The following is a 17,342-nucleotide window of genomic DNA, read 5'->3' as shown; positions in this document are numbered from 1 at the left end:
GCCCTCAAGCCACGCCTACCTGCGGGTTCTCGTGCGGCGATTTGTGGAAGGCCGCACCCCGCGCCCGCACGTCCTCGTGGATCAGGGTGGTATTCAGGCTGACTGCCGCCGTCATGCCGCTGGCGGCGGCGTTGGTGACGTACTGCGGCGCTCCGGCCATATCCCCGGCGGCCCAGATGCCGCGCACGGAAGTCATGCCGTTCTCGCTGACCGTCACGCGGCTCTTGGCGTCCAGCCCACAGCCCAGTGCGGCGGGCAGGCTGCTGTTCTGTACCTGGGTGGGATTGAGGAACAGCCCTTCCAGATCCAGCCGCTTGCCATTGCGGAAATGCACGGTCACGCCGTCTTTCCCGCTGATCCGCGCGACGGGCTGGGTGTAGAGGGGCACGTCGATACGCTGCAAATCCTCGCGCTGCTCTTCAGTCAGTTCGTCGGGGCCGTCGGTGAGCAAACTGACTTCCTCGGCCCAGGCACGCACATTCAGCGCCAGATGGTGGCCCTCCTGATGGCTGCCCAGCACGCCCAGCTTCGCGTCGCGGTTGGGCCAGCCGTCGCAGTACGGGCAGTGGTGGACCGTGATGCCCCAGCGTTCGCGCAGGCCGGGAATATGCGGCAGTTTGTCGCGCACGCCGCTGGCAAACAGCAGCCGCCTCGCCCTGGCCCAGCCGCCGTCATGGCGAATGGCGAATCCTTCCTCGAAGGGTTTGGCCTCACGGGCGGGCGTATACAGCACGGTCACGTCATATGGCTTCAGATCGTGCAGGCCCAGCGCCTTGAGGTCCGTGGGCGCGCAGCCGTCGCGGGTGAAGACGTTATGGGCTGCCGTGGCACGGGCGTTGCGTGGGGGGCCGCCGTCCAGCAGCAGCACGCGCCGTTCCGCGCCGCCCAGGGTCAGGGCTGCCGTCAGTCCAGCGGGGCCAGCGCCCACGATCACCACGTCGTAATCTCGCGTCACTGGGGGCCGGGCCGGACGGTCAGGTCCGTGAGGGTGGCGTCGCGCGGGGCATTCAGGACGAAGGCGATGGTGGCCGCCAGCGTCTGCGGATCGATAAAGGCTTCGGGCGTGTACTCGGCCCCTTCCTGGGAGCGCACCTTGCGCTGCATCTCGGTGGCGGTGCGGCCCGGATACAGCGAGGTCACGCGCACACCGTTGGCCTCTTCCTCGCCGCGCAGGGCGTCGGCCAGGGCTTTCAGGGCAAATTTGCTGGCCGCGTAGCTGCCCCAGCTCGCGTTGGCGCTGAGTCCCGCGCCGCTGTTGACGAAGACAAAGGTGCCGCGTTCCTGGCGCACCGTGGGCAACAGCAGCCGGGTCAGTTCGGCGGGCGCAACCGTGTTCACCGCCAGCGTGTGGGTCCAGACCGCGTGGTCCTGTTCCGCCACCGCGCCCAGCTCCACCACCCCAGCGTTATGGACGACGTTGGACACCCGGCCCAGTCCGGCCAGCGCACGCGCAAACGTTTCCGGTCGCGTCAGATCAAGGACCAACGGGTGGCCTCTGACTTCAGCGCACAGGGCGTTCAGGGTCGCGCCGCCGCGCCCGCCCAGGATCAGTTCGTGGGTGCCCGCCAGCGCGCGGGCCAGGGCACTGCCGATACCGCCGGACGCTCCGGTAATCAGGGTAACGGGCCTTGCGGTGCTGCTTTTTTCTGGATTGCTGGGACTCATGACGGGGAGGCTAGCGCGCCAGGGCCGTCTGGAAATATCGATCCTGAAACCGAGTGGCGTTGATGATCTCTTCATGCGTCCAGCCCGTTCCGGGGCGTGCCGCCACCCGTCTGTCCTCCGTGTCGTCGTGGCGGACGATGACGGCGATAACCGTTCCCCAGACCTCCTGTATGGGTTCGGGCCAGACCAGCAGATAAGCGTCAATGGGGTACCCGTCTCCGCTGACGGTGCCAGGCAATTCGCCGCAATTGATGGGATAAACGATATTCGGGTGGGGCGGGTGAACGCTGCCGAGAGGACATTCCACCCGCACGAGGACGCGCCGTCCCAGGTACGCGAGGAGATCAGGCTTCATCCGAACAGCATAGAAAACCGCCGGGGCATCATCACCCCGGCGGCCCAGAAGGCTAGCTCTTACTTGACGGTGATTCGCATGGGCGCGGCGGGCACCTTGACAAGCAGATCGCCCGCAAAACCAGTCAGCCAGCTTTCCACCATGTACTCGCCGGGGGCCAGTTCCAGCTCGCGCGTGAATGTCACGTTGCCCTTGGCGGCGGCAGTCTTGGTTTCCAGATCCTGGGCGCACAGGCGGGGGGACGCGCCGGACAGCGGGTACACCACGGCGCGCGTTCCCACCTCCAGCACGCGCACCTGCGGGGCGGTGGAGCAGTTCTGCTCGTTGTCGCGCCGCACGCTGAAGGTGATCGGCGTGGCGCGGCTGCTGCGAACGGTGAAGGTCAGGTTGACTTTGCCAGTCACGGTACGCGGCACGAACAGGTTGCCCTGCACGTCCGGCAGCGCTACGGCGGCGGGCGCGGGGGTAGACGGCGCGGTGGGCATGGCCGGGGTGGGTGCAGGGAGTGTCGGCACGGAAGGCGGCGACACTGGCAGCGGGGTCATGACCGGGGGAATCTCGGGCAGGGTGACGGGGGTGGTGTCCTGCGCGGCGGCCAGAACGGGCAGGGTCAGCAGGGCAGTCAGCAACAGGGCGCGGGGCTTCATGCGCCCCAGCTTAGCGGGCCGGGTTGATGAGAGTCTGAAGGGAGCGGTGGAAAGGTCTAAAAGTCTGAACGTCTAAACACTCTTGCCTTCAGACCTTTTGACCTTTCGACTTTCAGACACCCTACTTCCCCACCTGCCCAGCGTAGAAATCCGCGATTCCCCCGGCAATGGCCTGGGCAAAGCGCTCGCGGCCTTCCGGGCTGCTCAGCGCGCGCAAGTTGCCCGCGTCGGTCAGGTAAGCGGTTTCCACCAGCAGGCTGATCTGGGCCGTGGGCCGGGTCAGGGCCAGATCAGCGCCGGGTTTCAGGCCCGCGCCAGGGCCGAGGTCCGGCAAGCGGGCGCGCAACTGACCCAGGATGCTCGCCGCCAGCGCCCCCGCCTGCGGGTAGGTGAAATAGACCTCCGGTCCACGAATGCCGCGCGGGTCGCGCCCGTCGGGCAGGGCATTGGCATGGATGGACACCAGCAGATCGGACTGCGAAGACTCGGCACTCAGTCCGCGCTCGTACAGGCCCAGGGTCACGTCGGCGGTGCGGGTCAGGTTGACCGTGGCCCCCAGCCCGCGCAGCAGTTCGGCGGCGCGCAGGGCGATAGGCAGCACCAGCCCCTTTTCCGGCACGCGCAGGCTGCCCGCTCCGCCGTTCTGGCTACCGCCGTGGCCCGGATCGAGGGTAATGGTCCGCCCCTCCAGTGGCCTCAGCGGATTCAGAGTCGGGGGCCGCCTGACGCTCAGAACGAGATCGGGGCCGTCATAGTTGGCAGTGAAGCCCCAGGCTTGCACGGCATTCAGATTCAGCGCCACGCGCGTCACGCCCAGCGCCACGGGGCGGACCTCCACCCCGGCCAGCAGCGCGGCAGCGCCCTCCGGCCCGGACAGGGGTTGCGCGAGTATTCCGTAAAGGGTAACCGCCAGCCGCCGTCCACCGTCCTCCTGCTCCAGCTTGAAGGGCAGCCGCGCGCCGCCCAGCGGAATCCGCACGCGCAGGTCAGAGGTGGGCGCGATGGAGACAGGCTCAGCGCTGCGTTTGGGAACGGCAGGGACGCTCTCGACGGGCGCAATTTCATCCGACTGCGACGTCGAAACTTCTTGGGGAGGCTCAGAAACGAGAGGCTCGGCGGGCACTTCCGGCATGGCCGTGCCGTCCAGCGTGATGGCCCCACCAGCGGCCAGCGCCACAGCTCCAGGCGTGATCTCCAGTTGTTCCGCCGTGATCAGGGCGCTCTGACCGGGGGCCAGACGGGCGCGCACATCCTCGCCCTGACGGCCCACCAGCGCAAAGGTCATACCACCGCGTGGATACAGAATCGCGCCGCCGTCCAGATCGGTGACCGTGAAGATGGACTGGTTGAGGCCCAGCCCCAGCACGCTGCCGGGTTTCTGCGTGCCCAGGCGTATTCCGCCGCCCGTGCTGACGCGGCCCGGAGCCACCGCCGTCACCGTTTTGCCATCCTTTCCCGTCAGGGTGAAGGTGAAGATGGCCTGTCTGAATTCCGCCTGGGTGGGCACGACGAACGTCGCGCGGTACGTTCCGGCTGGCCCCTCGCGCATGGCGACGGGGGCGGCCTTGCCCAGTCGGTAGGAGGCGCGGCCCCCCGGCGAACCCTGAAAGGCCAGGGGAACGCTGCGCTCTGCGGGCGAGTCTCCGGCGAGGTCCCAGAACTCGCGCACTTCTCTGGGTTGGGCGCTTCCGGCGTCGATGGCCGTGGGCCGCGCCGGAGTCGCCTTGAAGACGGTGCGAATCACTTTCAGGGTGGTCACGCCAGACTGGCCCCCCTGACGCGCCATCAGCCGCAGATCGTTGGTGCCGGGCTTTAGCGGCCACCATTCCATAAACAGGCCGTCCGCGCCGACCTTCACAGCCCTGCCGTCCACCGTCAGACTCGCGCCGGGGGTCACGCTGCCCTCCAGAATGACGTGATCGTAGGCGACACGGTGGCCCGCATCCGGGTAGGCGACGAACACATTCGGGGCAGCCCAGGCGGCAGAGGTCAGGGCCAGCAGGGCGAGGGCGGGCAGGGTGCAGCGAAAACGCATAAGCGAATGTTTAGCACGCCCGGCGCACGAATGACTTGAAGGCAGCGTATTCTGCGCCTATCCATGAATGACCCCCTGGTCACGGCCTATCAGGCCCGCGAGGCCCAGTACGCCGCCCTGCGGGACGCGGCGCTGGCGCACACCACGCAGCTTATCGGTGAGGCGGGCCTCAAGATCCACAACATCACGGGTCGCCTGAAGCGCCCGGAAAGTCTGGCCGACAAGCTGCGCCGCAAGCCGGGGCGCTACCGCACGCTGGAAGACGTGACTGATCTGGTGGCCGTGCGCGTCATCACCTATTTCGAGTCGGACGTGGCCGCTGTGTCCCGGCTGCTGGAAGCCCACCACGAGATCAACTGGGAGCATTCGGTAGACAAGAGCATGATGCACGACCCGGACCGCTTCGGGTACATGGGCGTGCATTACGTGGTGAGGGTGCCGCATCTGGTAGAGCAATTCGTGCCCCACGTCACCGAGCCGCCACAACACTATGAGGTGCAGATTCGCTCGATCCTTCAGCACGCCTGGGCCGAGATCGAGCATGACCTGGGCTACAAGAACCGCGAGGCCGTGCCGCGCGAGGTCCAGCGCCGCTTTTACCGGCTGGCCGGGCTGCTGGAAATGGCCGACGAGGAATTCATGGCCCTGGACCGGCTATCTCGCGACTACGCCGAGACCCTGCCCGAACGGGTGCGTGACGAGCCAGACAGCGTGTTCATTGACGCCCAGAGCATTAAACATCTGCTGGAGGTCTCGCCAGTACGTGATCTGGACGAGGCAGTGGCCAGCGCGCTGGGTGTGCCCCTGCTGACGCGCTGGCCGGACCCGGAACGGCCCCAGCGCCTGGCCACGCTGCTGCACTATGTGGGCGTGCATTCGGTGGGCGGGCTGCTGGGCGAATTGCGGCGGGGCCGGGCTGACATTCTGAATTTTGCCACCCGCCTGCTGCCGCGCCTGCCCGAAGCCTGGCTGCCTGCGGGCGGCGTGCGCCCCGGCACCGCGCTGGTCAATCACGCCCTGCTGCGCGCCTGCGCCAATCCCAGCCTGAATCCCCAGGAGATCATCACGGCGCTGGACATGTCCGGTGTGCTGAGCGCGCAGCAACTGGTGGACAGTGTGCTGGACGCGTACGCCGGGGTGATCGGCGCGGCAGGCCCTGACCCGCGTCACACCTGACGCAAAGGCCTTTGCTTTTCCTGGCCTGTGCGGCCTGTCCCTGACCAGCTTGTCTCTGGCCTGTCCGGGGGCTAGCATGGCGTTTGCGCCGGGCCTTGGCCTGCGAGCAACTGCGACGAACCCCCGAGACAAACATTCAAACAGCATTCCCACCACCCGCGTCCCCCACACAAGGAGGTGAAGACGTGAACCCTGAACCGCTGGAAGCCGAACCGCCCAGTCTGTGCCACAAGCTGTGTCCGCAGACCCCGGACCTGACCAGATCAAGCCTCACGACATCCCTTGCCTGGAGGACGCCATGCACCAAATCACAACCCAGACCAGACTGAACGCGGGGGGCGGCCCGTGCTGACGTACTACCGCAGCATCGGCGGCAAGCTGAACGTTGCCGAAGGCTACATTGACGGCTGCTGGATCAACGCCTCCGATCCCAGCCCCGAAGAACTGGCCCGAATTAGCCGCGAGACGGGTCTGGAACTGGATTACCTGTCCTACCCCCTCGACCCGGACGAACGCTCCCGCTTCGAGCGCGAGGACGGCAACCTGCTGATCATCATGCAGACCAGCTACCGCCTGCCCGACACCAGCGATATTCCGTATGACACGGTGCCACTGGGCATTCTGCACACCGATCACTGTCTGGTGACCGTGTGCATGCTGGAAGACAACCCGGTCATCAAGGACGTGATCAGTGGTCTGGTGAGGCGCGTCAGCACGGTCAAGAAGAACCGCCTGACGCTGCAACTGTTCCTGCGAAATGCCCAGCGCTTTCTGATCGACGTGCGCCAGATCAACAAGCGCGTGGACGTGATCGAGGACAAGCTGGAAAACAGCCAGCAGAACCGCGAACTGCTGAACCTGCTGAAGCTGGAAAAGAGTCTGGTGTACTTCATGACCGGCCTGAAAGCCAACGAGGCCATGATGGAGCGCGTCAAACGGGACCGTATCTTCGAGATGTACGAGGAAGACAGCGAATTGCTGGACGACGTGCTGATCGAGAATTTGCAGGCCATCGAGATGGCGTCGATTGCCAGCAACATCCTGACCAGCATGGCCGGAGCCTTTGCCAGCGTCATCAGCAACAACGTCAATCAGGTGGTCAAAGTGCTGACCATCACCACGATTCTGGTGGCGATTCCCACACTGGTGACGAGCATCTTCGGCATGAACGTTCCAGTGCCGTTCCACGACAATCCCAACGGGATGTGGATCGTACTGGGGCTGGCGGCGGGGCTGGCGGCGGGGGTGGGCTATCTGTTTTACCGGTGGCGGGTGTTTTAGAGACCCCTCACCCGCCGCTACGCGGCACCCTCTTCCCGTGGTAAAGGGGCGGAGCAGGCTCAATGTTTTAACGACGAGCTGTGATGAAGACCACCCGCTTGGACACGCGCCACTCGCCGCCCTGCATCCGGGTTTCTACCGCATGGGTCAACGCCGTCCGCACCCGCTCCAGCTCATCTGGCGCAAGCGATTGAAGCGCCGTCATGGATTCCAGGTAGGTCAGCACTGGCTGTGGCGTGGCGAAGACCAGCGCATTTTCGATGAAGTCGAGTTGCACGTTTCCAAATGCGGCGCGCACCAGCTCCTCGCCCTGAACCTCCGAGAAGACGGCTGATCCTGCCTTGCTGTCCAGCAGGGCATTGACGGCAGGTTCAACGGCTCCAGCCTCCGCCACCGCCTCCCACAGTTCGGCCATGTAACCCAAGGCATTGGTCACGGCCAGAAAGTGTCCGCCGGGTTTCAGCACGCGCCTGAATTCAGCCAGTGCCGCCGCGACATCGGGAACGTGGTACAGCATGTGGCGGGCGGTGACGACATCGAAACTGGCTTCCGCAAAGGGAAGCGCCGCCGCGTCCCCCTGCTGGAATTCAACGTCTGGATATTTCTCGGCGGCCCGCTCCACCATGCCTGCCGAGAAATCCACGCCGACGATGCGCCCCCGGTGGCCTTCCTGCCGCAGCCGTCCCGGAAAGTCGCCCGGACCTGTGCCGACATCCAACAAAGCCTCGTCGCCACTCAGGTCCAGCAGGCGGTCCACCGTCGCCTCCAGCCCCGGCCCCACGCTATAGCGCTCGTGCGTCCCGATGCGGGTTCGCAGGTGGCGCTCGGTGGCGTACTGGGCAGCGACTTCAGCGGGCGAGGAGGACATGAGGGGAGGATAGCGGTTGAGGTGGAAGGCGAACCCCTACGGCCCTTCGGGCCACCTCCCCTTGAGGGGAGGTAAGCTTTTCTCAGCTCCCCTTGAGGGGAGCTGTCAGCAAAGCTGACTGAGGGGTTCGCCTTCCAGCTTGACGCTCAGTACTGCCGCCCGAATAGAATCCGCTTGCCGTAGGCCGCAGGCTTCCCGGTGTGGAAGCACACCCCGCCCTCCTCGCGCTCGGCAAAGAACTCGGCGTCGTCCAGCGGGACGTTGCGAACCGTAGCCTTGGTTTCTTCCTTGATGCTCTTCTCGCTTTCGGGATCGCCACAGTGGAAGGCGCGCACCCATTTACCGTCCTCGATAGCCGCTTTAAACTCGTCGTAATTGTCCACGGTCACCGTGTTGTCCAGCATGAAATCGGTGGCACGCTTCAATAGCCACGCCTGAATCCCTTCCAGCCGCTCGGCCATACCGCCCACCGCCAGATCGCGTTCCAGCGTCTCCTTCTCATCGGAGTTGCGGTTCTTGACCACCACCACCCCAGCTTCCAGATCGCGCGGCCCCAGCTCGATGCGGACGGGAATGCCCTTCAATTCCCAGTCGTTGTACTTGAAGCCGTTGGTCACGCCGTCACGCTTGTCCACCTTCACGCGGATGCCGTTCTGCGTGAGCTGGGCAGCCAGCCGCTCACCCTCGGCCACCATCTCATCGAAGTTGTCCTTGCGGCCCACAGGGACAATGACCACCTGAATCGGGGCGATGTTCGGCGGCATCATCAGGCCTGCGTCGTCGCCGTGGGTCATGATCAGCGCGCCGATAATCCGGCTGGAAATGGCCCAACTGGTGGTGTGGGCGTAGTCTTCCTTCTGCTCACGCGTCTGGAACTTCACGTCGAATGCCCTGCTGAACGCCTGCCCCAGATAATGAGACGTGCCGCTCTGGAGTGCCTTGCCGTCGCGCATCATGCCCTCGATGCTGTACGTCGCCACTGCCCCGGCAAAGCGTTCGGAGGCCGACTTCTCGCCGCGCACCACAGGCAGGGCCAATACATCGCGGCAGAATTCGTGGTACAGGTCCAGAATCATGCGAACTTCGGCGCGCGCCTCGGTTTCGTCGGCATGGGCGGTGTGGCCCTCGTGCCAGTAGAACTCGGAGGTCCGCAGAAACGCCTTGGTCCGCAACTCCGCACGGAACACGCTGCCCCACTGATAATGCAGGAAGGGCAGATCGCGGTAGCTGTTGAGCCAGCCGGACCACATGTGCCCGATGATGGTTTCGGAGGTGGGGCGCATCACGTAGGGTTCGGCCAGTTCCTCAGTGCCAATTTTGCTGACCGTGAACAGTTCGGGCGCAAAACCCTCCACATGATCGGCCTCGCGCATGATGAAGCTCATGGGAATCAGTGTGGGGAAGATCAGCGATTCGTGGCCCGACGCCTTGAAGCCGTCATCCAGCCAGCGCACGATGTTTTCCCACAGCGCGCTGCCGTAGGGCCTGACCACCATTGCCCCGGCCACCGGGCTGTTGTCCGCGAGATCGGCCTTCTTGACCACCTCGTTGTACCAGTCGTTGAAATCCACGCTCTGGGGGGTGACGCCGTACTGCTGCGCCTTCTTGTCCTGCCCCTTGTTGCCCTTGCCGCCGTCTTGAGTCATCGCGGGCCATGATAGCGGGCCAGGGGGGCTGACCTTCAAACGGTTCAATGGGACGGAGAACTCAGGCGGGTTTCCAGTTCCCGATCGTTTTCCCAGCTTTCACGGCTCCAGAACAGAGAAAACCCCTGCCCGGCACGGGGCCAGACAGGGGTTCACCCAAAAGCTATGGAGCTTACTTCAGCATCGCCACGTCGAGCGACGTGCAGGTCACGCCTCCGTCCGCAGGGGTGCCGTCCGCGCCCGTGGCGGTGTGGATGTTGAAGTACTTGGCGTCCATGATCACGGACTTTTCCACGCTGCCGCTGAGGGTCAACATGCCAGCGGCGTCGGTCTGACCCACGAGCTTGCTGGCAATGATGGCGTCGCCGCCGCTGTCGCAGGGGTTGGCGCTCTTGGTGCCCATCAGGTGGTAATGGGCCACGTAGTAGGTGCTGGGGGCCAGACCCATCACCTTGGCGGTGGTCATGACCGTCGTGCCGCTCATCTTAGACTCCACCGTGCCGCTGGAAGCCAGGGCCATTCCGGCGGGCTGCTTGGCCAGGGTGTAGGGCTTCATCATCATGTTGCCAGCCATCATCGAGCAGGAGCTGAGGGCGAGGGCCATTGCGGGCAGAATAAGAATATTTTTCATGGGTGTGCCTCCGTGAGCGTTGAATTGTCTTTCGTCTCGCAGTGTGCTTCCTCGTGCTGACCCTGAGTGTCGTTTCGCCCGCTTTGTAACGGAGAGCTTAAGACGGCTTCCCTGCGTAAAGGGAGGCGTCCCGATCACACATACGCGGCATCAATGCCACGACTTATACTCAGTCCAATTCCCCTTCCTTCTCACCTTCTGCGAGGTTCTGACATGACTGCCACCCTGCCCCCACCCGCCGTATCGCAACCTTCCGAAACTGAGCTGAAGACCCTGTTCCAGACCCAGCAGGACTGGCGCTGGCGGGCCGCGCAGACGGGCGTGGCCGAGCGGCAAGCGGTGCTGCGGCGGCTGCACGACGCCATCAAGGCCGGGCGCGTGGCACTGGCCGACGCGATGGCCCTGGATCTGGGCAAGAGTCGCGCCGAATCCGAACTCACCGAGATTCACCCGGTGCTGGAGGAGCTTCAGTTCATCATCCGCCGCCTGCCGCGCTGGATGGCCCCCCGCAGGATCGCCACGCCGCTAATGCTGGCTGGGGCACAGAGTGAGGTGCGTTTCCAGGCGCGCGGCGTCACGCTGATCCTGAGTCCCTGGAATTACCCGGTGAATCTGGCCCTGTCGCCGCTGATCGCCAGTCTGGCGGCAGGGAACACGGTGATCCTCAAGTCCAGCGAGAAGGCCCCGCACACCTCGCGGGCTTTAAAGGAACTGCTGGAAGGCGTCTTCGAGCCACGGTTGGTGGCCGTGGTGGAGGGCGACGGCGCGGTGGCCCACACGCTGACCACGCTGCCCTTTGACCACATCTTCTTTACCGGTAGCGGCGCGGTTGGCCGCAAGGTGATGGCCGCTGCCGCCCAGAACCTGAGCAGCGTGACGCTGGAACTGGGCGGCAAGTCCCCAGCCCTGCTGCATCCCAGCGCGGACCTGAAGACGGCTGCTGAGCGTGTCGCGTGGGGCAAGCTGCTGAATGCCGGGCAGACCTGCGTGGCCCCCGATTACGTGCTGCTGCCTGCCAACATGCGCGACGCCTTCGTACTGGAACTGGACGCGGTCATCGCCCGGCGCTACGGGGACCGCATGTGGCAGCGGGCCGGGCCAGATTATGGGCGCATGGTGGACAGCACAAGCGTGGAGCGCCTGCAAAAGCTGACCGATGGCAGCGTGCAACAGGGCGCGCGGGTGGCGCTGGGCGGCGAGTTCAATCCAGAGGCGCGCTTTATCTCGCCCACCGTGGTCACGGGCGTGACGCCGGATATGCCCCTGATGGGTGAGGAACTGTTCGGCCCGGTGCTGCCGGTGCTGACCTACGACACCTTCGAGGACGCGCTGGCGCTGATCCGCCGCCTGGACCCCCCGCTGGCGCTGTACCTGTTCGCGGAGGACGAGGCGGCGGTCGAGCAGGTCAAGCATGAGACCACCAGCGGCGGCATGGTGGTAGGCGGCACCGTGATCCACCTGATCAACCCGCACCTGCCCTTCGGCGGCGTCGGAGCCAGCGGCATGGGCAACTACCACGGCGAACACGGGTTCCGCACCTTCAGCCACGAGCGGGCCATCCTGCGCGAGCCGAAGCCCTCGCCCGTGCGCCTGATGTACCCGCCGTATGGCCGCCCACTGCCGCGCCTGACCGCCTGGGCCTTGCGCCTGCTGGAGCGTCAGGCCGGGCCGCGCGAGTAGCAGGAGATGAGCTGGGACTTCACAGCGGCAATCACCGCCGGGGGCCGCTCCAGCCGCTTCGGCTCGGATAAGGCGCTGGCGCTGCTGCGCGGGCAACCGCTGCTGCATCATGTGGCCGCCAGCTTGCAGGGCTGCCCTGAACGCCTGCTGATTGCCCCCGCCGGAAAATACAGACTGGACGGCTGGGAGGTGGTTCCCGACACCCGCCCCAGCGAGGGACCGCTGGCCGGACTGGAAGTGGCTCTGAGTCACAGCTCAACCGGATGGCTGGCCTTCACGGGCGTCGATCTGCCGGGCCTGACGCCAGACTTCTGGGCCACGCTCGCGCTGGCGCGCACGCCGGACGCTCTGGCCGTCTTGCCGCTGGATGCAGAGGGACGGCCCCAACCGCTGGCAGGGCTGTACCGTCGCGAGTTGCTGGAGCGCGTGACTGAATTGCTGGAGGCTGGCGAACGGCGGCTGAAGCTGGCTGCCCTGCCCGAAAAGACAGTTCTGGTGCCTGGCCTCTCCCCTGCCCTGCGGAACGTGAACACTCTAGGCGATCTGGCTATGCTGATTGCCAATGCAGAACTCAAGACATAAAAAATCCGCCTCTTCGGCGGTGTTGAGATATAACATAGCGCAGTATGCCGGCAGCGTCAAGTTATGCATCTGGATGCCCAGGAACCTTTCACCGGAAGATCCCACCCCTCCTTGACGCCTCAAATCACTGTGCTATCTTCTACAGCGCATTGCTGGCGCAGCGCAGCGTGAACGCTCGAACCTGGTCAGGGCCGGAAGGCAGCAGCCATAAGGGATGATTCGCGGGTGCCGTTGCTCACCGGCAATGCTTTTTTTGGCTCAATTATGGGCGGGGCATCCCGCCGTCGAAATGTCCGAACGTCTGAAGGTCTGAACGCACAAGGGAAGCTCCGTCCTCGCGTTTAGACCTTCAGACTTTTTGACGTTCAGACCACGCACTCAGCGCGTCTTTGGTTGCAAGGTCAGCACCTGAATCTCGCGCACCACGCCCAGTTCGCGCAGGCGGTCCCCGTCCAGATCGCCTGCCCCGGCCAGGGCGTCGGCCTTTTTGCGGTCCACCGTGGCGACTTCCAGGGCGGCGGCGTCGCCGAAGACCTCGCGGAAACGGTCCAGCGGGTATTCAACGCGGCGCGAGATCTTCAGCACCGCGCGGTAAAGATCGGTCTCGGCGCGCTCGCCTTCGGCCAGGGCGGACTTGAGCTGTGCGCCCAGCGCCTCGCGCTCGGTTTCCAGGCCCTGGATGGTGTCGCGCAGCATGGCGTACCGCTCCAGCAGTTCGTCTGTGGTGGGTTCATCTGTGGTCAGGTCCTCGGCCCCGAATTCGTCTGAGGTGTCGGTCATGCCCTGAGGATAGGGTAGGGGGGCGCCGCTGTGGACAGGGCATGGGCATGGGGCAGGAGAGCGGCTAGACTCGGCACAGATGACCATTTCTCCTGCCGCCCCAGCGCCCGCGCAGAACGCTGGACAGTCCACCGCCCAACTGGAACGCCGCATCCTGGACGCGATCCGGCGCGGGGCCAGCATGGAAGACATCGCCGCGCTGCGCCACCACACCGATATCCAGACGCCTGCCGGGGCCATCGAGGCACTGAAGGACGGCAACGCCCGTTTCTTCAGCGGCAAGAGCGGGCGGCCTGAGCTGGACGTCAATGAACGCCGCGCGCAGATCATGGGTCAGACGCCCTACGCCGCCGTGCTGGCGTGTAGCGACAGCCGCGTGCCGGTGGAACTGGTCTTTGATGTGGGCCTGGGAGACCTGTTCGTGGTGCGCGTGGCAGGCAACGTGGTGGGCGAGGCGGGGCTGGGCACGCTGGAATACGCCATCCGGCATCTGGACGTGCATCTGATCATGGTGATGGGCCACGAATCGTGCGGGGCGGTGGCGGCCGCCATGCTGTCCCCCGAGCAGATTGCCCAGGAGCCGGACAACCTCCAGAGCATCATTCACCGCATCACACCCAGTCTGGTGGACATGCCGCGCATCCGCGACAAAAAAGCCCGCATGCGCGAGGCCGTGCTGAACAACGTGCGCCATCAGGTGCAGGCCATGCGAGAGCAACCCGTGATCCGGGAAGCGGAGGCCAGCGGCCAGATTCAGGTAATCGGCGGCTACTACGAGATCGGCAGCGGCGCGGTGGACTTTCTGGTGGACGAGGCGGATTTACAGCCGTAGGGCAAGAGCAGTTCGCCTAAACTTCCGCTGCCCACACATCCTGCGGGGTTTCGCGGCGGCGGATCAGGGTCCAAACCGTGCCGTCCCATAACGCTTCAGGGGGTCTAGAGCGGGTCAGATAGTTGCTGCTCATGGCCGCGCCGTAGGCCCCGGCCTCCCCAATGGCCACAAGTGCGCCGCGCGTGGGCTGAGGCATGGAGATGTCTCGCGCCAGCAGATCGCCGCTTTCACAGGCGGGTCCGGCGATGTCCCATGTCCCCACCTCGCCGCCGTCCCACAACGGCGTGACCGGATGAACCGCACCGTACAGCATGGGCCGCAGCAGTTCAGTCATGCCCGCATCCACCAGGCAGAAGTTACGCCCGGTGCGCTTGGTGCCCACGACGCGCGTGAGCAGCGTTCCAGCACGCGCCACTAAATAGCGGCCCGGCTCCACCCACAACTCCGCACCGAAGGCCGAGGCAGCGGCCCGCGCTTCACGGGCAATGCCGTGCAGATCGGCGTCCAGGCCCCAACCCCCGCCCGCGTCCAGCACGTCCAGCGGCCCGGTCTGCTCCCGCATTTCGGACAAACGCCCAAAGGCCGCCGTGAAGTCGTGGGCGTCCCGGATCGCGCTGCCGATGTGGACGTGCAACCCCAGCGCGGTGTGTCCAGCGTCGCGCAGGGCGTCCAGCACGCGCGGGGCCTGGGCCATTGTCACGCCAAACTTGCTGCCCGCTGCGCCCGTCGCCAGATGGTCATGGGTGCTGACCTCCAACGCTGGATTCACACGTACCAACGCGCGTGAGGCGGGGGGCAGCAGGGCCACCTCTTCTTCACGGTCCACGATGAATGTTGCGTTCAGCCGCGCGCCAGCCGCATATTCGGCGTCGGATTTGGCGGGGCCGTTGACCAGAATCTGCGGGCCGGATGCACCGACTTCCTCCGCACGGGCGATCTCGCCGGGGCTGACGCACTCGAAACCCACCCCAGCAGCGTGCAGTCGGCGCAGCAGCGTGAGATTGGGGTTGGCTTTCATGGCGTAGTAAACCCGCGCCGTGCCAAAGGCAGAGCGCACCCGCGCCAGAGCGGCGTCCAACTCGGCGGCGTCATAGACGTACAGCGGCGTGCCGAAGCGTTCGGCAGCGTCATGGAGGGCAGCGGTGGGAAGGGTCACGCGAGGAGGGTAGCAAGTCGGGCCAGACATTGGGACGGAATCAGGACTTGCTGGCTCCCCGAATGCCCTGGAAGGTGGCCCGCAAGAGCCGCGCCGCCTCCGCCGCCCGCACGCCGCCCGTGACTGTGGGCGCGTGGCCCCAGTGGTGACCCAGCATGTCGGTCACGCCGCCCAGCGCCCCGGCTTTGGGATTGGACGCGCCGTAGACGATGTGGCCCACCCGCGCCTCCAACGCCGCCCCCAGGCACATCTGGCAGGGTTCCAGGGTCACGATGAGGGTGCAACCGCCCAGATAGGGCGTTCCCAGCGTGACGGCAGCTTCCCGCAACGCGGCGAGTTCGGCGTGGCGGGTCATATCGCCGTCCGCGCGGGAGGTATTGCGGCCCCGGCCCATGACTTCGCCGCCAGGGCCGAGGACCACCGCACCCACCGGAACCTCCTGCTCGGCTGCCGATTGCCGGGCCAGTGTCAGCGCCTCGCCCATCGCGGCATGGAAGGGGTCTGGGATCACGCCCGCCACCTCACGCGCGCCCACGGCCCAGACTGGTGGCGAGACGCCCACCCACTGCACACCCTCGCCGGACACCAGCAGCGGCACGCTTTCCCTGTCTCCACGCGGAATCTTGAGATCGGTCAGCACGTCGCTGAGCTTGCGTGTGCCGCCGGGCAGGCGGATGCGGTCCCCGTCCTGCCGGGTGCGGCGCTGCCAGCCAGGGGGAAAGGGGAAAGCAGGTTCGGGCCAGCGCTGTGGAATCAGGGAAAGCTGTCCGTCCGTGACCGTGACCGCCCGCGCTCCTGGCAAGGTGAGATGGACTGTTTCGCCCGTTCCCAGTGCCTCCGCCAACGTCTTTAGATGATCAGCGTGAAATTCTAGCCCCGCCCCCATCAACTCCAGGCGCACGAAGCGGCGCAGCACAGCAGCAGGTTGCTTTTGCAGGGGCGTATGCGAGGTTAGTCGGGCGGCCAGTTCCGTCAAAGCGGCGTCGTCCTGCGCGGCGTAGTTTGCCACCCGTGCCAGACTCGCCTCGGCCCCTGGAAAGCGGGCGCTCAGCACCGGCATGACCTCGCGGCGAATCCAGGCGCGGGTGAAGGCGGGATCCGCGTTGGAGGCGTCCTCGCGCCAGTCCTGCCCCAGCGCGTGCAGAAAGGCTTCCAGATCGGCGCGCGGCACCGCCAGCCACGGGCGACGCACCCGCCCCCGTTCGGCGGGAATACCATTCAGGACCGCCTCGCCGCGCAGCACTTGCATCAGCACGGTCTCAGCCACATCACGGCGGGTGTGGGCAGTCAGGACGGCTGTTGCGCGGTGTTGCTTCGCCACGCGCCCCAGAAAGTCGTAGCGCACCCGGCGGGCCGCGTCCTCCAGATTCCAGCCGCGCGCCGCCGCCACCCCCGCCACGTCCACCCGCGCAGCTTCGTAAGGAACGCCCAGCGTCCCAGCCAGTTCCGCCACCCAGCGGGCGTCCTCTGCCGATTCCGGGCGCAGGGCATGGTCCAGATGGGCGACGACAGGCCGCACGCCAGCCAACACCAGCGCCCGCAGCAACGCCACCGAATCCGCCCCGCCAGACACACCCACGGCCACAACTTGCCCGGCGTAGGGGGCGAGGGGCCGGGTAAGGTGAGGGGGCAGAGCGGACATGGGGGGCATTGTATTTGGGGGCAGGCAGGGTGGAGGGTTCTGGACAGACGACTTGGCTGCAGATGGACGAGCAAGAGCAGGCGAAGCCCGCTACCCCCCTCCCAGCCTCCCCCGCAAGGGGGGAGGAGCTAAAAGCCAGGGCGTTCTATTCCATTCAACACGCAAGAACGTCAACTGAGCAGCAACCGAAGGCCGTCGGGCGCGAAGCGGACGGGCCGCATTCAGCGTGACGGAGCCGGGCATCAGACCCGGATCGCCGCCGCCCTTTCCTACCCACAACGCCCGAGAACCCATGCCCAGTGCAACGTTAGCTCCCCCTGCCCCCCTGGGGTAGGGGGCTGGGGGGTGGGGCAACTTGCTAAAGCC

At 65.8% G+C, this 17,342-nt stretch carries 16 protein-coding genes and 1 other RNA gene; 6 read left to right on the top strand and 11 right to left on the bottom strand.

Annotated elements, in window-relative coordinates; all coding sequences use genetic code 11:
- Nucleotides 1-4 precede the first annotated feature (4 nt).
- The 5 genes from DAAJ005_RS07610 to DAAJ005_RS07590 form a co-directional block, all read right to left on the bottom strand.
- Nucleotides 5-955: an NAD(P)/FAD-dependent oxidoreductase gene (locus tag DAAJ005_RS07610; RefSeq protein WP_151846589.1), complete on the bottom strand. Its 951-nt coding sequence runs from the start codon at nucleotides 953-955 to the stop codon at nucleotides 5-7.
- Nucleotides 952-1,665 carry an SDR family oxidoreductase gene (locus DAAJ005_RS07605; RefSeq protein WP_151846588.1) on the bottom strand — a complete coding sequence of 238 codons (714 nt, stop codon included), beginning with the start codon at nucleotides 1,663-1,665 and terminating at the stop codon, nucleotides 952-954. The genes DAAJ005_RS07610 and DAAJ005_RS07605 overlap by 4 nt, the downstream gene beginning before the upstream one ends.
- A 10-nt stretch (nucleotides 1,666-1,675) precedes the next feature.
- Complete coding sequence (locus DAAJ005_RS07600; protein WP_151846587.1) at nucleotides 1,676-2,020, bottom strand: inorganic pyrophosphatase; 345 nt, start codon at nucleotides 2,018-2,020, stop codon at nucleotides 1,676-1,678.
- 59 nt (nucleotides 2,021-2,079) lie between these two features.
- Nucleotides 2,080-2,667, bottom strand: coding sequence for a hypothetical protein (locus tag DAAJ005_RS07595; RefSeq protein ID WP_151846586.1), 588 nt, complete (start codon nucleotides 2,665-2,667; stop codon nucleotides 2,080-2,082).
- A 121-nt stretch (nucleotides 2,668-2,788) separates the two neighbouring features.
- On the bottom strand, nucleotides 2,789-4,702 hold the full coding sequence (locus DAAJ005_RS07590) for an N-acetylmuramoyl-L-alanine amidase (protein ID WP_151846585.1): 1,914 nt from the start codon (nucleotides 4,700-4,702) through the stop codon (nucleotides 2,789-2,791).
- Nucleotides 4,703-4,765: 63 nt separating this feature from the next.
- On the opposite strand from DAAJ005_RS07590, the gene DAAJ005_RS07585 reads away from it, so the two are divergent.
- Together DAAJ005_RS07585 and DAAJ005_RS07580 are read left to right on the top strand one after the other, a co-directional pair.
- Nucleotides 4,766-5,878 carry a GTP pyrophosphokinase family protein gene (locus DAAJ005_RS07585; RefSeq protein ID WP_151846584.1) on the top strand — a complete coding sequence of 371 codons (1,113 nt, stop codon included), beginning with the start codon at nucleotides 4,766-4,768 and terminating at the stop codon, nucleotides 5,876-5,878.
- Between the two features lie 345 nt (nucleotides 5,879-6,223).
- Entirely contained in the window at nucleotides 6,224-7,159 is a 936-nt protein-coding gene (locus DAAJ005_RS07580) for a magnesium transporter CorA family protein (RefSeq protein ID WP_151846583.1), read from the top strand.
- 67 nt (nucleotides 7,160-7,226) lie between these two features.
- Here DAAJ005_RS07580 and DAAJ005_RS07575 read toward each other — a convergent pair whose 3' ends face one another.
- From DAAJ005_RS07575 to DAAJ005_RS07565, 3 genes are all read right to left on the bottom strand, one after another.
- Nucleotides 7,227-8,027, bottom strand: coding sequence for a class I SAM-dependent methyltransferase (locus tag DAAJ005_RS07575; RefSeq protein ID WP_151846582.1), 801 nt, complete (start codon nucleotides 8,025-8,027; stop codon nucleotides 7,227-7,229).
- A 146-nt stretch (nucleotides 8,028-8,173) separates the two neighbouring features.
- Nucleotides 8,174-9,673, bottom strand: coding sequence for a proline--tRNA ligase (gene proS, locus DAAJ005_RS07570; RefSeq protein WP_151846581.1), 1,500 nt, complete (start codon nucleotides 9,671-9,673; stop codon nucleotides 8,174-8,176).
- 172 nt (nucleotides 9,674-9,845) lie between these two features.
- A complete protein-coding gene (locus DAAJ005_RS07565; protein ID WP_151846580.1) occupies nucleotides 9,846-10,304 on the bottom strand; it encodes a superoxide dismutase in 459 nt (152 codons plus the stop codon).
- Between the two features lie 213 nt (nucleotides 10,305-10,517).
- On the opposite strand from DAAJ005_RS07565, the gene DAAJ005_RS07560 reads away from it, so the two are divergent.
- The 3 genes from DAAJ005_RS07560 to ffs all read left to right on the top strand — a co-directional run bounded on the left by DAAJ005_RS07560 (nucleotide 10,518) and on the right by ffs (nucleotide 12,814).
- A complete protein-coding gene (locus tag DAAJ005_RS07560; protein WP_151846579.1) occupies nucleotides 10,518-11,984 on the top strand; it encodes an aldehyde dehydrogenase family protein in 1,467 nt (488 codons plus the stop codon).
- Nucleotides 11,985-11,990: 6 nt separating this feature from the next.
- Nucleotides 11,991-12,566: a molybdenum cofactor guanylyltransferase gene (locus DAAJ005_RS07555; RefSeq protein WP_151846578.1), complete on the top strand. Its 576-nt coding sequence runs from the start codon at nucleotides 11,991-11,993 to the stop codon at nucleotides 12,564-12,566.
- A gap of 149 nt (nucleotides 12,567-12,715) precedes the next feature.
- Nucleotides 12,716-12,814, top strand: an RNA gene (ffs, locus tag DAAJ005_RS07550) — signal recognition particle sRNA small type.
- A gap of 130 nt (nucleotides 12,815-12,944) precedes the next feature.
- Here ffs and DAAJ005_RS07545 read toward each other — a convergent pair.
- Nucleotides 12,945-13,346 carry a hypothetical protein gene (locus DAAJ005_RS07545; protein ID WP_151846577.1) on the bottom strand — a complete coding sequence of 134 codons (402 nt, stop codon included), beginning with the start codon at nucleotides 13,344-13,346 and terminating at the stop codon, nucleotides 12,945-12,947.
- Between the two features lie 79 nt (nucleotides 13,347-13,425).
- Between DAAJ005_RS07545 and DAAJ005_RS07540 the strand changes: the two genes are divergently transcribed.
- On the top strand, nucleotides 13,426-14,178 hold the full coding sequence (locus DAAJ005_RS07540; RefSeq protein ID WP_151846576.1) for a carbonic anhydrase: 753 nt from the start codon (nucleotides 13,426-13,428) through the stop codon (nucleotides 14,176-14,178).
- Between the two features lie 16 nt (nucleotides 14,179-14,194).
- Here DAAJ005_RS07540 and lysA read toward each other — a convergent pair whose 3' ends face one another.
- Both lysA and tilS read right to left on the bottom strand, forming a co-directional pair.
- Nucleotides 14,195-15,364 carry a diaminopimelate decarboxylase gene (lysA, locus tag DAAJ005_RS07535; protein WP_151846575.1) on the bottom strand — a complete coding sequence of 390 codons (1,170 nt, stop codon included), beginning with the start codon at nucleotides 15,362-15,364 and terminating at the stop codon, nucleotides 14,195-14,197.
- Between the two features lie 10 nt (nucleotides 15,365-15,374).
- Nucleotides 15,375-16,976 (bottom strand): tRNA lysidine(34) synthetase TilS, encoded by a 1,602-nt coding sequence (tilS, locus tag DAAJ005_RS07530; protein WP_226342630.1) that lies wholly within the window; start codon nucleotides 16,974-16,976, stop codon nucleotides 15,375-15,377.
- Nucleotides 16,977-17,342 lie beyond the last annotated feature (366 nt).

Origin of the sequence: Deinococcus sp. AJ005, assembly GCF_009017495.1 — a bacterium.
Taxonomy (GTDB): domain Bacteria; phylum Deinococcota; class Deinococci; order Deinococcales; family Deinococcaceae; genus Deinococcus.
The sequence above is the reverse complement of the archived record's forward strand: the minus strand, read 5'-3'. Positions and strand labels throughout refer to the sequence as shown.

Coding starts and splice junctions, on each gene's coding strand:
- DAAJ005_RS07595 (WP_151846586.1), bottom strand. CDS start 2,667: ATGAAGCCCCGCGCCCTGTTGCTGACTGCCCTGCTGACCCTGCCCGTT.
- proS (WP_151846581.1), bottom strand. CDS start 9,673: ATGACTCAAGACGGCGGCAAGGGCAACAAGGGGCAGGACAAGAAGGCG.
- tilS (WP_226342630.1), bottom strand. CDS start 16,976: ATGTCCGCTCTGCCCCCTCACCTTACCCGGCCCCTCGCCCCCTACGCC.
- DAAJ005_RS07585 (WP_151846584.1), top strand. CDS start 4,766: ATGAATGACCCCCTGGTCACGGCCTATCAGGCCCGCGAGGCCCAGTAC.
- DAAJ005_RS07555 (WP_151846578.1), top strand. CDS start 11,991: ATGAGCTGGGACTTCACAGCGGCAATCACCGCCGGGGGCCGCTCCAGC.
- DAAJ005_RS07575 (WP_151846582.1), bottom strand. CDS start 8,027: ATGTCCTCCTCGCCCGCTGAAGTCGCTGCCCAGTACGCCACCGAGCGC.
- DAAJ005_RS07605 (WP_151846588.1), bottom strand. CDS start 1,665: ATGAGTCCCAGCAATCCAGAAAAAAGCAGCACCGCAAGGCCCGTTACC.
- DAAJ005_RS07545 (WP_151846577.1), bottom strand. CDS start 13,346: ATGACCGACACCTCAGACGAATTCGGGGCCGAGGACCTGACCACAGAT.
- lysA (WP_151846575.1), bottom strand. CDS start 15,364: ATGTCTGGCCCGACTTGCTACCCTCCTCGCGTGACCCTTCCCACCGCT.
- DAAJ005_RS07560 (WP_151846579.1), top strand. CDS start 10,518: ATGACTGCCACCCTGCCCCCACCCGCCGTATCGCAACCTTCCGAAACT.
- DAAJ005_RS07600 (WP_151846587.1), bottom strand. CDS start 2,020: ATGAAGCCTGATCTCCTCGCGTACCTGGGACGGCGCGTCCTCGTGCGG.
- DAAJ005_RS07565 (WP_151846580.1), bottom strand. CDS start 10,304: ATGAAAAATATTCTTATTCTGCCCGCAATGGCCCTCGCCCTCAGCTCC.
- DAAJ005_RS07590 (WP_151846585.1), bottom strand. CDS start 4,702: ATGCGTTTTCGCTGCACCCTGCCCGCCCTCGCCCTGCTGGCCCTGACC.
- DAAJ005_RS07540 (WP_151846576.1), top strand. CDS start 13,426: ATGACCATTTCTCCTGCCGCCCCAGCGCCCGCGCAGAACGCTGGACAG.